Below are 15,740 nucleotides of genomic sequence, written 5' to 3'. Positions count from 1 at the left end.
GAGGGACAGTATTTTCAGCTGTTCCTCTTTTTAGCTCACACTGAGATTCATTCGGGTCTATGCCCGAAGCTTGACTTTTCAGATTGAGCATGATATACTAATGCTATCCAAAAAAACAGACTATCTTCTGATATCAGACAGGCGTTAAAACTGTCCATGAGGTGAAAATATGGCTCAAAATGCTAAACGATGCTTTATGCCCACAGATTAACGTGATTTTTCCGAAAAGGCACTCCCAAAGCTGCATAAAGCGGCTGAGGAGGTCTATTTTTTGCTGAACCGTGGTTATCCCGTCACAAGCACCACACGGTTCATCGGCGACCATTATCAATTATCTGAACGTCAGCGTCTTGCATTGGCACGCACGATTGACCTCGCATTATGCGGGGTCTTTTCTTTTATACGGAAAAAATAACGGAGTATATGAAAAGAAAAAAAACACTATAAGTAAAACAAAATGAAGTATTCAGGAAAAATTAAGAGCATGCAATTTTGATTCTCAACTATATATAATCTTTAAGCGGGAAATTATATATAGTTGTTTTTGTGGGAATGATGTACCGGAAGATGATAGAACGGATGTTTATAAAAAACGGGAAGCGAGAAAGATGTTTGAATGAAAAAAATTTGATAAAAGGATTGAGAGGCGGAAGAATGAAAAAGGTGCCATAAGGTCGGAAGGAGTATTTTGGCCTTTTTTTGATGATTTCAAAATACAATATATAACTGTCTAAAAAAGAAAAAGTGAAAAGAGAGGGTAAAAAAGAAGGATAACGGTTATTACTAGGTTCAATGCATTATTTCGTGAAAAACAAAATGTCAGTAAAAAGTGTCTAAAAGGATAATTGAAGGAAAGGTATGAGGAATGCTCCCCTTTTATTTTTTTGGGGGCTGTACGGATAAAAAGTTGACCGCATTCAAAAGAGCGATAAAAGAAGTATACGTAAGAACTTTTTTGATACAATCAAAATAATCAACAAAGCTGTCTAAAATAATACTATACGGTATTTTTATATTAGTGTTGTCAGAAAGTGCTGCAGGGCTGTTTTTTCTTTTGAAACTTCTTTTTTATGTTCATTCCCCAGGGTGAAAGAGAAAGTTGGTATCAGGGCGATCTTCTTTTTGATTTTCTTTTTATGGAGAATTGTTTTTATCTATTATGGATTGTTTCGTAATATACAGGAAAAATATTAGTGGTTTATTTTTATGTTGCATGATTTTTTTTACGTTCTTTTTATTATGAGGGAATGGAAGTTCGGAGAGATGTGATGAGGATGTACGGTTCTTCAGCATATAAATAATACCTCTTCTGTAAATTCAGAAAAGGTATTTATATTTTATGGAATTGAAGCTTAAAAGAAAAATGGCGGTCATAACAACCGCCAATTTTCCTGAAAACGATTTTGGTTTTAGCATGTAGCAATCCCACTACGAGTATAAGTATATCACAAAAAGTAAATGATGTCAACAGGATTTATACATTTACCACGGAAATCAATTTTCAAAAATCACCCTCGAAATCATCTGCGGCTCCATAAGACATTCAAACATAAGTTTGGATATGGCGGCTTTAGAATTGTTCCGATTTTTAAAGTTCTTGATTAAATTTATCGCAGCTTTTCTGAACATATTCAGGCATTGCTGAACGTCTTTGTTTTCGACTCTGCACCAATCTTCTTCAAAATGAACATCAAGCAGCCAGTGCATTGACTCAACCGACCATTCCATTCTTGCATGATGAAGGAGCTGTTCCGCTGTCATTTCGCGGCTTGAAAGGTAATAGTGCCATTCGCTCGAAGTGCCTTTTTTCGTTGAAAATTCAGTATGAATGGCTCCTATGCACTTCAGATTTTTCCACTCTTTTTTCTGTTCCAGCCAGTTGATATCTGTTGTTACATACGCTGTCCTTGTTTCAACTCTGCCACGGTTTTTCTCCGTTCTTGAAACTGTTTGCATAGTGTCTCTGAGAGAACTGTCCTGCACATAATCCTCGATATCTTTCTTCAAATTTGGGTGATTATCCTTAACGCAAAGCAGATAATCTGCCTTTTGTTTTACGATAATCTCAGCAGTTTCTTTCTGACAGTTCAGTGCATCCGCAACAACTATATTACCCTTTATTTTCAGTTCTTTCAGAAGCTCCTGCACCGCAGGTATCTCGTTGCTTTTATCGTCCGTGCTGCGTTGTGCCAGGGTCAATCCAAGTTCGCATATCTGTGCGCTGATGATGTGCAGAGGACTTTCGATCTTACTCATTTTAAGTGTCGAACAAACAGTTTTCCCGTCAAGAGAGATCGTCATACTTTTGGACTTTTCGGGCATGAATGAATAGACCCAATCCGCAAAACAGCGGTTGAGCGATTCGGGCTTGACATATTTCAGCAGGCTCAATATCCAATAATAGCAAGGGACATGATCGATTCCGAATTTCTCCTTTAAGAATTCGCTTACTCTGTCATTTGTCGCCCATTGATGAATCTGATGAATGTTTCTAAGTCCACAGATACTTCCAAGAATTGCTATTGTAATGATATCGGGGATACTGCAAAAATAGCCGTCATATTCCTCATATAATTCAATATCTTCAAAATACTCGGTTATTCCATTATTCATGCCTATATTATATCATTTTCCAGGTGCTCTGTCCAGTAATTTGTACAACCTGAAATATAAATGTAACTTTTGAAACCTGATTTTTTGAAAATTGATTTCCGTGTACATTTACTTCGTAAATTTCAGTCGGGTCATTCTGTTTTTGCAGGTAGTCAAGTATTTTGTCAGCTGACATGAGAACGATCCTTTCGTTCTCTCCTTTTTCAAATTTTCCGTACAAGTAATCATCATTAACTTCAAAATCTTTGAACGGGTCATCATCTTCATCAATTATGAAGTCATAATTTACGATAAATTCTACATTATATTGGGGGTACTTTCTTAACCATACAGCATAAATTTCTTCTCTTCCAAATTCTACGATATCCCTCTTGATTTCCTTTATGAGTTCTTTACTGTCAAAACTGAATCTTCCGCCATGTATTCCTTTTAATGCCATTTGATTTCTCCCCTTTCTTACTTACAATATAACATACATAAAAAATCAAGTCAAGTGATTTTTCAGTATGGTATCATTCTTGTTTTCAATAAAGCTTCTTTTTTTGAGGGAAAGAATGTTTTGTAATAGAGAAATGTATTCGTGGGTGGTTGATTTTGAAGTATGACGGGAAAATGTAATGAAGATGGGATGAAACGATAGGATTTTTTACTGTCTAATTTTTAGACACCTTACAAGAGAGCAGAGCTGCATCTATGTTTTATATTTTCTTTGTCCGGCGGGTGTATTTTCGTTTTAATATTCTTTCATGAGGTCGATTTTTCTCTTGAAAAAAAGTTGGTCCCCCCTGATTTTTGGTTTAAATTCAAGGTTTGAATTTTTGGAGGTAAAAAGGGAAGAAAAAACGAATGAAAAAATCCAGTTTTGGTGCAGTTTTAGGGTAGTTTTAGGGCAGAAATGAACTCAAACGCTGTTTGTAGCCCGGGATTTCCTCCGATTTGGGTATGTTTTGGGTATCATTTGGGTATGTTTTCGTTTCTATTTTCCTTTATGAGTCTAAAACTAACTTTTCGAATTAGTTTTAGGATTTTGAAGATTTTTGCTTCATTTGAGGCACTTTTAAATTCAAGCTTTGAATTATTTTTCCAGAATTTTCCTTCGTCACGCTAAAACTAAATTTAGTTTTAGAAATATGAAATTAGTTTTAGAAATATGAAACTAATTAGTTTTAGCGTACTAAAGATAGTTTTAGCGTGCTAAAGCGTTTTATTCAAGACTTGAATAATAATATTCAGACTTTGAATAAAAGTATTCAAGGTTTGAATTATAATATTCAATTCGTGAATAATAGTATTCAAGATTTGAATACTTTTTACAATAATTGGTTATATATGGCAAATTATGTAAGTTTTGGCAAAATCTTAATATATTTATATAACCGCTTCATTCGGAGATCAGAAAACATCCCAAACTACTAAAATCAGCCTAAATTTTAGACTATTTATGTTATTTCAGAACACTATCTGTCTAGTTTTAAGACACTTATTTGTCTAATTTTCTATCATCTGCGCCTTATCAGTTGCATTTCTATCTAAATATTAGTCAATAATCAGCCTAAAAATTAGACTTGGTTGTTTGTGAGCTCTTGCATTTATCTAAAATTTAGACATTTATCTATCTGAATTTTAGACACTTAATTTAAGACGAATAAATAACTGCCTGAATATTAGACAGTTATTTGTCTTGATTTTAGACAGATTAATTCAGAGTTTTTCTTGATATAGTTTAAGCAGCAATTCTCCAGCTCTGTTATTATGTATTATTCTCACGGATAAGTGTATAAAGAATTATGTGTTTTTCTGTTTCGGTCAAATATGCTTCGCGATCTTTATAATATTCTTTCTTTAATTCATCGTATTGTATTATTAATTGAGCTTTGATTTTCTTCTCTTTTTAAACTTATAATTCTGTATTCTATCTTGTATTATAGACATTTGCTTTTTGATATTGGGATCTCCGGAGTAGTCGGGGTAATTGATATCAATTAATCCCCCCATCTGTGAATTTAAGCTTGTTAGAACATTCCGGACAGTGTATTTCAATGTCTCCGCTTCGTGTCTGATTCCAGTCATTCATGGAATCACCACGAATAATCTCTCCTTTTCCGCATGGACATTTACATCGAGCGGTGATACGATATATCTCGTAACTCATTTTACCCTCCTGGATCATTTGATCGCTTTTCGCTAAAAAATAAAAAACCCGCCTTTCGTTTGGCGGGCAATTATGATAATTATCACTCCGGTCACATGCAAACCGGGGGCATAAGATCTTTTCCGTATAGGCAATCCCCGAAGATCACGGTTGTTTGATCTCTTGGTTTTAGACATTGCTTTTTGCTGCGCTGCAGAAAGTCAATCTGATTTTCTGTAGATTACAATTAACCGACGCAATGTTTACCGGTCTAAGAACGTCAAATGTCACCCATTTTTTGTCCTTAATTTTACATTATGATTATAACACACATATACCTGTTTTGTCAATTGTCAGGAGTCGATTTTTATAAATTATTCATTTATAGTTAATAAAGCTGATTCAAAAAACTATTTCATAGTACATTATTATACCCAGCTATTTGTAAAACAAAATATGCTGTTTTTAAAATAACGGTGATTCGCAGTCTTGATTTTTGTCATAAAGCAAGCTTTATATTTTATCACACTTGAGGTTTTGGCTGAACAATTTGAAAAAGTATTTAGAAAAGATGTCTTGAACATCATGCCTTTATTCTGCTATAATAATATCATCGATAAAGGAAAGGAATGTTTATGTATGTCACGAGTAACGGTTGGAGAAAAAGTTAAGATTTTAGAAGACTATCTGGATATCCGGAAAGGTTCTGTCGCTACTATTATTTATATTGACGATTTTGATCAGGTAACTGTTTCCTGGCATAGTGGCGGACAGTCCAGTTTTCCTGAGGAATATCTGTATAAGATGTTTGCTGTAGCTTAATTAATTGTTATCTTCCCTGTTCGATTTATAGAACAGGGCTTTTTTTATCTATCGAAATTTCCACATATAATATTATCAGATACTTTTTTGATAACTGGAGCTAAAAAGTAAATACGTTAGAAAGCAGGTGTTTAAAATGAACACAACTCTCCGAGAATTTATATGTAATATCGAAACAATAAAAGCAAAAAATACTGAAATTGATTTTTATCAAGACGGGCTCAGCGGGAACAAACTTCATGAACTGCGGATCTCTAAAAAAGCATCTGAACGAACGCTTTTAGACATTTCAAGGCTGACTGAGGCTCAGAAAGACGGGCTTGCCAAATGCGGTACCTTGTGTTGGTGCTGTCAGCATTCTACAGATCTGGAATGCAGATGGTTTCAAAACTTCAGGCCGGTTCCGGGGTGGGTAGCTATTCCGGAAAGATGCATGAATGCTATATCTTATATGGTTTTTGATTGTCCGAACTTCTTGAGGACGTCAAGATTTGCCGCCGAAAAAGAACAATATAAAGAACCTATCACTTATAAAGTAGATATTGCGGATGATGTTTTAGTCGGTAATATCCGGATCTGAAATAACTAAGTTATGCATAAACAGAGTAAGCTACGGTTGAGGCTGCAGGTGTATAACGTATGTATTCAAGGCTCTCTTTTGGGAGCCTTTTTTGGTGTAAAAAAAGAGTTTCCTGTAATCGGAAACTCTTTGAAATAGCCTTAGGTTGTTGTCGTGACATTCTCCCAAGCTTTTAGTCGGGGGGGGGGAGAATGTTATTATATAGAAAAATTATTTTCAATAAAAATAACTATATAAAATTTTTAATTGACGATTTTGCCGCCGCACGCTCGTGACTTTAGTCATGAGTTAGGCGGCATTTCTTGACATTCTGTTGTGCATGGTCGAGGGTATGTATATTCATTGTAATACCATATCGTATGGACTACCAAATACAGGAATGCAGTCCTGACCATATAATTCGTCTTTTAAACTGCAAGCCTCAATTAAGACTGACAGATGCTATTATAATTCTTAAGGGAAGGGGCTGTCACCAGTAAATATGTTTTTTTACTCTGATGTTCGGATATAGTTAGAGGGTGCTGCGGTTGCAACACTTCACCCTTTCTGCTTCTTAGATCTAATAAAAACAATTAAAATTTTGTTTGTGTCACGCGTGACACAAACACAGCAAAACTTTTAGTATATATAATTTTTTATTCTTAAAAAAATCTGCTATAATATATATAACAGTAAGTGATAGAATTCTTAAACATGTAACAGATTACATTAATTCTCAAAAAAACAAGTAGAAGGAGGGAGTCTGCAGTATGCAGATATATACGACTTACAGCGTTAAGATCAAGCATTACAACAACATCTTTAAAGATACCGTTATCGAATACAGACATGCTGTAGATTACCTTATCAAAGTATGTCTTGATAAATGGGATAACATAATTACATTCAAAGGTGTGAGTAGACTCACATATATTGAAACACTGATCCATACTACAAAAGATAATCCCGATCCAATTTATGATTTTGATGCCAAATTCTATAAGATGCCAAGCTATCTGCGCCGTGGTGCTATTAACGAGGCTATAGGCAAGGTATCATCTTACAAAACCAATCTCGATAACTGGATCAAAGATCCGGTCGGAAGAGAACCATCGTATCCAAAAGCAGGTTATTCATTCCCGTCTATGTATCGTACAGTAATGTACAATCGGACCGGTGATTATACTGCCCAGATCAAAGTATACATCCGTAATACATGGGACTGGATAACGATAAACCTTAAAAAGTCTGATATGGATTATATATACAGATATTGCAGTTTTCGCAAGCAATGCGCTCCAACACTTCAAAAACGAGGCAAGGAGTGGTTTTTGGACTTTCCGTTTGAGGAAAAGGTCAAACTTGCAGATATATCTGTGTATGAGCAGACCATTGTTGCTGTAGACCTTGGAATAAACACCGCTGCTACGATTTCCGTAATGCGTTCAGATGGCACTATTCTTGGAAGGCATTTTTGTAAGCTTACCAAAGAAACAGACCATCTGATGCATTGTGTTAACCGTATCAAAAAAGCTCAGCAGCATGGTAACTATAAAACACCAAGGCTTTGGGCAAAAGCCAAAGGAATCAATCACGACATTGCCACTAAAACTGCGAACTGCATCGTAGATATAGCCGTTCTTTATAATGCAGATGTTATTGTATTTGAGCATTTAGACAAGAACGGTAAGGTCCGCGGTTCTAAAAAGCAGAAACTCAAGCTGTGGCGCAGTCAGGAAGTTCAGTCTATTGTAACGAATAAAGCTCACAGACTAGGTATGAGAGTAAGCCATATCTGTGCATGGAATACGTCACGCCTTGCCTACGATGGCAGTGGTTTTGTACTTCGCGGTAAATTCGGTGGTTTCAATACCTATGAGCTATGCAAATTTCAAAATGGCAAGACCTACAACTGTGATCTATCTGCTTCGTATAATATCGGTGCAAGATACTTCATACGTGAAATATTAAAATCCTTGGATGAGAATTCAAGGTTGCTCATTGAGGCTAAAGTCCCTCAATTCAGTAAGAGAAGCACCTGCACGTTCTCTACCTTAGTTAACCTGAATGCGGAAATTATTGCTAAAACAGCATAATTTTCTGAGTTCAGGCTGTATGGTAGAAACGTAGTCCGCCCACCTAAAGTGGGGGTGTCCGCTAGGACACTATAGGAAGCACGCGACTTTAGTCGTGTGAAGCTTCACGAGAAAATCTGCTATAATATATATAGCAAATAAATTTTAATAAGGAGTTGATCTTTGTGATCATAACTGATAAACAGAAAATGGCGATTATACTTGAATATGAGGAGATACTTGTAGGAAAAAGAAGGCAGGCCTCAACATATTACTTCGGGGACAACGCAGATAGAAACAATTCTATCGCTGTTGAGATCTTTAGGTATCTCATCGAAAATATTCTAGGTTGGGATCCTGAGACAGCTGAACAGAGACTGGATCTTGAAATACTGAAAAATTATAAGGTTGACAAGTATTTGTCTTATATAAATTTCTACAATGAACCTAACGGCAAGGCTAGGTTTTACACATCAGAAGAAAACGGCGAAGCGCATAAAAAAATGGTCAAGTCTGATATTCAGGTGTTGCTCAAATATGTTTTCGGTTCCCGTTACCATTTAGATGAAAGGGAAATGATAATCGTTACATATAACGATCTTCTTAACGGAGTTATAAAGAAGTTTCCAAAACATTTCTTCGATGTTATAAACGATGGTAAGCTTAAGGTTGCTATATGTTTACAGCATGCAATCACACAGCAACAGAATTTTGAAAACATAGAAGATGTATACAGGCTTTTTGGTGATCGTAACATCCTGAAGTGGTTGGATAAATGGAAGCTCCGCGATATCGCAGAACAATTCTATGATTCTCCGATCGACTTTTTGCATGACGCTTTACCTGAAACAGAAAAAGACGAGGTTTTCTATAACTATTATAAAAGACAGTACGAAGAGTTTATATCTGAATCCGGAAGGAAATTTTAGTATGAGACTATCGAAGAAAATTGCTCCGGTATTGTTTTCTTTATCGCTGTTTTTTTTATCAGCCTGCGAAAAAGAAACAATCGAAACTAAAAAAGAAATAAAAGCCGAAGAATGGATAATGTCTGTTGATGAAACGGAAGATAAGCTGAATGAGCTGATAAAGTCAACACAAGACGTATACACTTTATATGTCATTGGTAAAATGTCACCAGAGGATTTTCTTGTTGAGCTTGAAGTTCAGCAAAATATGTTGTTTTCTATTCAACAAAACTATACAGATAAAAAGAGCGATCTGGTTATCGAACCTGAAAGCAGTGAAGATGCAAAAAAAGGGATAGCTTCTTTTGAAGACCTTTTTGAAGATATCAACGGATTGTATGTAGCCTCGGTCAATCAGATCGGAACTCCATATTCTGCAGCGGAAGTATCTTTTATCTACTTGAATTACAAAGATAAGATCATTGACGATTACGCTGTGTACAGTGCAGCTGTAATCCTTTCAAAAAATAGTGACTCCGGGGAGGTGACGGCTGATAATTCAGCCGAGAAATGATAGTATTTGATGGAATGAGTGACATTGGCGTTAATCGTGAAAGGCAGGAAGATGTTATTTATCAGTTCGCCTTAGATACTGAAACTTTTGTATTTATCGTAGCAGATGGTATAGGAGGAATTGAGGGACAGTATAATCCTGCAAGTATTGCATGCGCCGAAGTGATCAACCTGATAAAAAGGCGCTTTGACCGTGAAGGAACAGCCATCTTTGATAATGCGGACAGTTTAATGGATGAGGCTTTTTATCTTGCTAACAGAGTTCTCGGAGTATTCAATGCTGTTAATGACGAACGTTTTCCCAACTTCGGCTGCAGCATGACCTGTTGTGTTATTCATAAAGAGAAGGTATATTTTGCACATTGCGGAAACACAAGACTTCAGTGGATCACCACAAATAAGAACAAAGAGCCAAAAATCATTCAGATGACAGTTGATCATACGGCAAACTACAATGAGTACCTGCAGAATAAAATAGATGAAAGAGAGTACATGGAAAGCGTGGCTATGCACCAGCTGACGAGCAATATAGGCTCATTTGCTGAACCTCAGATACAGACAGGTTCTTTTGATTTTAAGAATGGTGTCATAGTGATAACATCTGATGGTATTCATTGTGCTCTCTGGCAGCATATCATTATGGAACTTGTACTTACAGCTGATAATACAAAATCAGCTGTAAGAGCCTTGATAGATGCTGCAAAGATCAGGAAATACGAAGATAATATGTCAACCATAGTTATTTTTAATGAGAAGAGTAGCGAGAAAGGATAACGAATTTGGTAGGGATTTTAACCGAAAAAAATAGTGCTTATGAGAACTTTAAAAAGGCGCTGGGCGGCGTAAGCGGTATATACAACGGAGAGCAATTTATTCTTACTCATGCAAAAGGTCATTTGTATCAATTCGAGGAACCTTACAAGCAGGTCGATGCTTCTTTATCCGGAAAATACAAGTCTTGGAACATCGACTTTCTTCCCTGGGATGAAAAGGAATTTAAATGGAGAAGGATAAAGAAGCCCGGATCTGATGCACTGCTTAAGGAAATTTATAATGTACTGTCTAAGTGTGATGAAATCGTCATTGCAACTGATGATGATCCTTCCGGAGAGGGTGAACTGCTTGCATGGGAGATATTGAGTGAACTGAAGCTTAGACCGAGAAAATATTCAAGAATGTACTTCCCGGATGAAGCAGCGGGAAACATCCAGAAGGCTTTTGTAAGCAGAAAAGAGATTCCTTCTATGGATAAAGATATGGACTATATAAAGGCTCTATATCGCACCAAATGGGATTTTATTTCCATTCAGTTCACTAGGATCGCTACCATATTCGGAGATGGAAGGTCCGTACTCAGGCAAGGACGTTTAAAATCTGCAATGGTATGGCTTGTAGGCGAGCAGCTTAAAGCTGTAAGCGAATACAAAAAAACGCCATTTTATCAGACGAGGTTTAAAGATGAAAATGGTAATGTGTATACCAATAACTCCGAAGAAAAATATAAAAACAAATCTGATGTTCCTAGTAAATATAAGCCTTCCGGCGTTGTTGTTGATTCAAAAGAGATTAAATCACAGCCACCCGGGAAGCTGCTGGATCTTGCAGCATTATCTTCAATATTATCTGCCAAGGGAATAAAAGCAAGCGAACTTTTGGCTACCTATCAGAAAATGTACGAAGACCAGATCGTAAGTTATCCACGAACTGAAGATAAAAAGATAACTATAGATCAGTTTAATGAACTTCTCCCCAAAATAGACGCAATTGCTAATGTAGTAGGAGTCAAGACTTCCCTGTTGACACATAGGATTCCGCGTAAAACTCATATTTCAACGGGTTGTGCGCATGGAGCTAACCGGCCCGGCCCGGTAGTCCCTAAATCGCTGGCAGATCTAAAAAAGTACGGAAAGGGAGCTGCAGAGATATACACAACGCTTGCCAAAAACTATTTGGCAATGCTGGCGGAAGACTATGAATATGAATTTCAAAAAGGGCATATAGAGATGTATCCAGAATTTATTGGAAAAATTGCTGTCCCGAAAAAAATAGGATACAAAGCGGTATTTAATTATGCAGATGATGACGAAGAAAAAACTATAGGTAAAGAACTCGGAAAAACTGCATCACCGTTTATACATGAGGGATTTGCAAAGAAACCCACTGTGCCAACACAGAAATGGTTAATGAAACAACTTGAAAAATATGACGTTGGCACAGGTGCCACACGAGTAAGTACCTATTCTGAGGTTACAGACGAATCAGCCAAATTTCCGTTACTTGTAGATAAAAAGGGTAAGATAACTATGACCCAGTGCGGTGAAATGAGTTACAGGATCTTGCCGGGAACGAATATAGGAAATATAAAGATAACAGAACAGGTCATGCTTAACATGAAGGAAATAGCTGCAGGAAAAAGTGATCCGGAGAAACTGCTTGCTGAGATCCGGGAATTAGTAAAGCATGATATAGAGGTCATGAAAAAAAACGGAGCTGCTATGCGTACTGCATTGTCTATCAAGCCGGTTGAGATCAAGGATAAGGTCGTTGGTGAATGGAAAGGAAAAACCATTAGGATCAGTTCTGTATGGGGTGGGCATACATTTACAAATGAAGAATTAAATGATTTGTTTGCGGGAAAATCCATCAAACTAACTGGGATCAGAAGTAAAGAAGGAAATGTTTACAACGTGATTGGAAAACTTGCAGAGCAAGAATATAAGGGACATAAATTTATAGGCTTTCAACGAGAAAAATATGTATAAACGAAAAGAGAACTCTTTTGCTGTTAAGCGTTAGAGTTCTCTTTTTTGGCTCTTATATTCTGAATATTTGACGTTCAAGCCTATTTACCGATAACAAAACAGAAAACATATTTTACAATCAGAATGGCAGCATATGCATTTCAATCATAAAATATCTATTTGTAAGTTCAGTCTTCAGTTTTTGATTTTTTTCGATCATATTCCAGGATACATTCGCGTAACGGTCGTTCTTCTTCTATCAGATCAAGCATCATTGAGAACCATTTATCATATTCTAAACCTGATTTCATGATGAATTCAGTAAGCGAATAGAAAGCTGCTTTCTTTTTAGCATCAGTTTTGTTTTTGGAATATGCAAAGTTTTGTATACCATTGTATTTGCATTCACACGCCCAGACTTTAGCAATACGTACAAATTCGTATTCGGGTTTGTCAATATATTTCTTTTGATACAATTCCTGAAGCTGATTTATCGCATCTTCTACTCTCGGCTCGATATTTATGTTTTCTAAAACAAGCCATAAACCGATTTCCTTTAAAAAATCCACTGCTTTTTTTGCGGCATTTTCTTTTGCCAAAGAACGAGTTGATCCTTCTTTCCCGACTTTTTCCTGAATCGTTTCGATCCCTTTATCATTTTCGGGCAGAGAAAATCGTATCACACATTCAAAACACTCTGTATCATCAGGCTTGTTTTTTTGAAAAACTTTATACTCTGGTATCTTGCCAAAATGCTTCTGATGCCATTTGTTCATTTCGTCAAAATAACACTCATGCCCCAAATGTGGTATACAGAAATTGATCAAATTAAATACGACTTTCTCAAGAGTGGACCAATCCCAGTTGCAGTCAAAAGCTACAGCACCTATGATTGCTTCTATAATATCTCCGCGGCTGTTTTGTGATTTTTTCTCGCCTTTACCATAAAGAATGAAACGGTCAAACCCCAGTGTAGTTGCGCGTTCGGCAAGGAATTCCTTGTTAACATACTGTGTACGAAGTTTTGTCATATAACCCTTGTCTCGTTCCGAATTTAACCATGCTACTCCATCGACGTACTCCGGTAAATTTAATATGCTCTGTTTGACGATTTCTTTTGTCACCATTGCATTCAGTACTGCATTACCTAAAAATTCAAATTGTTCGCTGCACCGCGTAAGATGATATTCTTCCTTAAAGGCTTTCCTCGTAAAAGCTTGTCTTAGCAGGTTCTCATTTTGAAATTTGTATCCAGTTATACTGCTCAGATAACTTACAGGATCATTTCCAGCGTCATTAACGGATATTTTATGAAGGTTTGCAAAATCAGCAGGGGCGCTCTCATAATTTTCGATAAGGAATTTCCCATCCCAAAATCCGTCTCCTATTTCAGGGCGCCACTCATACTCACATTCTTCATCTTGTTCAAGTTGAAGAAGCTTAAGTTCCTTCAACTCCTCTGGAGTTTTACAGGTATGGTTTTGGATATATATATTATAATAGTTTTTATTAAGTGTATAATCAGGATTCAGTCTGCCTATCCTTACCTGTTCGTCCATATACTCTTTGATTTTGGGGTAATCTTCATTAAAATATTTTTGAACATCTTTTGAGTTCCTAATAGGTATATTTGAATGAGATAACTTATCTGCTAAATCCCATCTCGGTCTCGGCCACACACAGTTTTCCGGCCACTTTTTTTCATGCATAAAAAATACCTCCCATAAATTTGGTTGAATGATCAACTCATGGAGGCAAAATCAGCAAATATACAGCAAAAACTATATGAGATACACAGAGGTAGCCCATATTGTGATATACTAAAATAAACCCATTTCTTAAATCAAACTCTGCAAATAAATCATTTCATCAAGAAAAACTCCATGTTCAATAATCTTTGATGAATCTGTTTTTTGCACAACTCTAAACAAAGAAATAGAATCAAATATATTATTAATTCATTAATACCATAATAAACATTTTTCTGAATGCCGCCACTCTGCCCAAAAGCTGTTCATAGCTTATGACCAGGCGCACGAACACACAGCAAAACGATCTATGCCATCCATGTTGTGTACATTGTAGCATATCCAATCTTGTTTGTAAACTGTTTCTCGCTTTTTATAACTATTTTTTGTAAATTCGCACAAAAGAAGCCGTTATTTTATAGGCATATTCACAAACATTTTCTTGCTATGGTTGTATTATATAATATATGGAGAAATTTATATCATATGCATGATGGATTGTCAGGAAATACCGCCTAACTCATGACTAAAGACACGAGTTAGGCGGTAAAATCGACAATTATAGTTATTTATCTGACAACAGTTTGTTCCTTTGTATTTCAATCACACTCGGAATAAAACAGTTAACTTGTATTACTCCCCTTCTATTGCAACTTCTTCGGTTTTTATAAGTTCCTTATTATTATCATCCCATGCTCGCATAAGAATATCAAGTTCGTCATCATCGATAGAAGAAAGCGTTTCTCCGGTCAACGTGTGTAAAGCTATAATTATAGCGTAATAAAAAGTGTTTTGATTATTGCTGCGTGTTTTGGTTCTCATGGTTTTTAGTATGAATTCAGCGATTTTGGAAGCGGCATGATACATTTTCGAATTTATATATAATTCTTTATTGTTTATTTTTATGATCATAAAAATCTCTCCCTTTTAATTTCAATTCTTCGCAAAAAATCTCGGGAAACTTTCGGTGTGAGCAATAACTCCGGTGGCGTGACATTTAATTAACCCTTTTTGAAAATTCCTATCTGAAATCACTGCTTCGATTCCGTTTTTGGAATAGATAATGGCTTTTCCAAAATAACCCTTTCGATAAAAATATAACGTACCTTTTTTACGTTCCAAAATATACTCACCGTCATTAACTCTTCCGAATTTCAATTCGACGGTTATTTTTTCTCCGTCAATCATCTTTTCAATATCTGACATGGATACCTGTTTATACAGTTCATATGGTTTGTAAACGAAATCAAGGAAGTCTTCACGCATAACCTCTTTGATCGTCATAATACTTCACTTCCTTTTACCTTGTTCTGAATTATTCTGACTATTATTTCAGCACATTCAACATCTCTGATGATACCTGACTTTGTTACATCGGGTATTTCATCGTTTTCTATACCATTTTTTATTCGTTCAAGTGTCCACAAGAGAGTATCTATATTTTGTTTAACATCTCTTTTTTCTTCTTCACGAGTGATCATTTCTTTCAGTTCCATTAACTCACCTTTTCAAAGACTATTTTTTTGAGGAATAATAAGGTTTTATTCCTACACTACGTTTTTTATGGGTA

Annotated in this window: 15 protein-coding genes; 8 read left to right on the top strand and 7 right to left on the bottom strand. The window is 36.1% G+C overall.

Annotated elements, in window-relative coordinates:
* The first annotated feature begins 241 nt into the window (after positions 1-241).
* Positions 242-415, top strand: a complete 174-nt coding sequence (locus RUMAL_RS21450; protein ID WP_080557320.1) for a DUF434 domain-containing protein — start codon at positions 242-244, stop codon at positions 413-415.
* A 1,079-nt stretch (positions 416-1,494) separates the two neighbouring features.
* On the opposite strand, the gene RUMAL_RS21445 is transcribed toward RUMAL_RS21450, so the two are convergent.
* The 3 genes from RUMAL_RS21445 to RUMAL_RS21925 form a co-directional block, all read right to left on the bottom strand.
* On the bottom strand, positions 1,495-2,613 hold the full coding sequence (locus RUMAL_RS21445) for an ISAs1 family transposase (RefSeq protein WP_013483367.1): 1,119 nt from the start codon (positions 2,611-2,613) through the stop codon (positions 1,495-1,497).
* A gap of 7 nt (positions 2,614-2,620) precedes the next feature.
* A complete protein-coding gene (locus RUMAL_RS17075) occupies positions 2,621-3,052 on the bottom strand; it encodes a hypothetical protein (RefSeq protein WP_013483366.1) in 432 nt (143 codons plus the stop codon).
* A 1,539-nt stretch (positions 3,053-4,591) separates the two neighbouring features.
* Positions 4,592-4,765 (bottom strand): hypothetical protein, encoded by a 174-nt coding sequence (locus RUMAL_RS21925; RefSeq protein ID WP_013483365.1) that lies wholly within the window; start codon positions 4,763-4,765, stop codon positions 4,592-4,594.
* 468 nt (positions 4,766-5,233) lie between these two features.
* On the opposite strand from RUMAL_RS21925, the gene RUMAL_RS22605 reads away from it, so the two are divergent.
* The 7 genes from RUMAL_RS22605 to RUMAL_RS17035 all read left to right on the top strand — a co-directional run bounded on the left by RUMAL_RS22605 (position 5,234) and on the right by RUMAL_RS17035 (position 12,443).
* Positions 5,234-5,566 (top strand): hypothetical protein, encoded by a 333-nt coding sequence (locus RUMAL_RS22605; protein WP_024859135.1) that lies wholly within the window; start codon positions 5,234-5,236, stop codon positions 5,564-5,566.
* Between the two features lie 136 nt (positions 5,567-5,702).
* Positions 5,703-6,146, top strand: coding sequence for a hypothetical protein (locus RUMAL_RS17060; protein ID WP_013483363.1), 444 nt, complete (start codon positions 5,703-5,705; stop codon positions 6,144-6,146).
* 749 nt (positions 6,147-6,895) lie between these two features.
* Positions 6,896-8,221 (top strand): IS200/IS605 family element transposase accessory protein TnpB, encoded by a 1,326-nt coding sequence (locus RUMAL_RS17055; RefSeq protein ID WP_013483362.1) that lies wholly within the window; start codon positions 6,896-6,898, stop codon positions 8,219-8,221.
* A 164-nt stretch (positions 8,222-8,385) separates the two neighbouring features.
* Positions 8,386-9,129 carry a DUF4046 domain-containing protein gene (locus RUMAL_RS17050; protein ID WP_013483361.1) on the top strand — a complete coding sequence of 248 codons (744 nt, stop codon included), beginning with the start codon at positions 8,386-8,388 and terminating at the stop codon, positions 9,127-9,129.
* Between the two features lies 1 nt (position 9,130).
* Entirely contained in the window at positions 9,131-9,682 is a 552-nt protein-coding gene (locus RUMAL_RS17045; RefSeq protein WP_013483360.1) for a hypothetical protein, read from the top strand.
* Positions 9,679-10,455, top strand: a complete 777-nt coding sequence (locus RUMAL_RS17040; protein ID WP_013483359.1) for a PP2C family protein-serine/threonine phosphatase — start codon at positions 9,679-9,681, stop codon at positions 10,453-10,455. Before RUMAL_RS17045 ends, RUMAL_RS17040 begins: the two co-directional genes overlap by 4 nt.
* Before the next feature lie 5 nt (positions 10,456-10,460).
* Positions 10,461-12,443 (top strand): DNA topoisomerase, encoded by a 1,983-nt coding sequence (locus tag RUMAL_RS17035; RefSeq protein WP_013483358.1) that lies wholly within the window; start codon positions 10,461-10,463, stop codon positions 12,441-12,443.
* A gap of 167 nt (positions 12,444-12,610) precedes the next feature.
* On the opposite strand, the gene RUMAL_RS17030 is transcribed toward RUMAL_RS17035, so the two are convergent.
* From RUMAL_RS17030 to RUMAL_RS17015, 4 genes are all read right to left on the bottom strand, one after another.
* Positions 12,611-14,131, bottom strand: a complete 1,521-nt coding sequence (locus tag RUMAL_RS17030) for a ribonuclease III domain-containing protein (protein ID WP_013483357.1) — start codon at positions 14,129-14,131, stop codon at positions 12,611-12,613.
* Positions 14,132-14,803: 672 nt separating this feature from the next.
* Positions 14,804-15,082, bottom strand: coding sequence for a hypothetical protein (locus RUMAL_RS17025; RefSeq protein WP_013483356.1), 279 nt, complete (start codon positions 15,080-15,082; stop codon positions 14,804-14,806).
* A gap of 21 nt (positions 15,083-15,103) precedes the next feature.
* Entirely contained in the window at positions 15,104-15,454 is a 351-nt protein-coding gene (locus RUMAL_RS17020) for a hypothetical protein (RefSeq protein WP_013483355.1), read from the bottom strand.
* A complete protein-coding gene (locus RUMAL_RS17015) occupies positions 15,451-15,666 on the bottom strand; it encodes a hypothetical protein (protein ID WP_013483354.1) in 216 nt (71 codons plus the stop codon). The genes RUMAL_RS17020 and RUMAL_RS17015 overlap by 4 nt, the downstream gene beginning before the upstream one ends.
* Between the last annotated feature and the right edge of the window lie 74 nt (positions 15,667-15,740).

It is taken from the genome of Ruminococcus albus 7 = DSM 20455 (genome assembly GCF_000179635.2).
In the GTDB taxonomy this organism is placed as follows: Bacteria; Bacillota; Clostridia; order Oscillospirales; family Ruminococcaceae; genus Hominimerdicola; species Hominimerdicola alba.
This window is presented reverse-complemented; position numbering and strand designations above follow the sequence as displayed.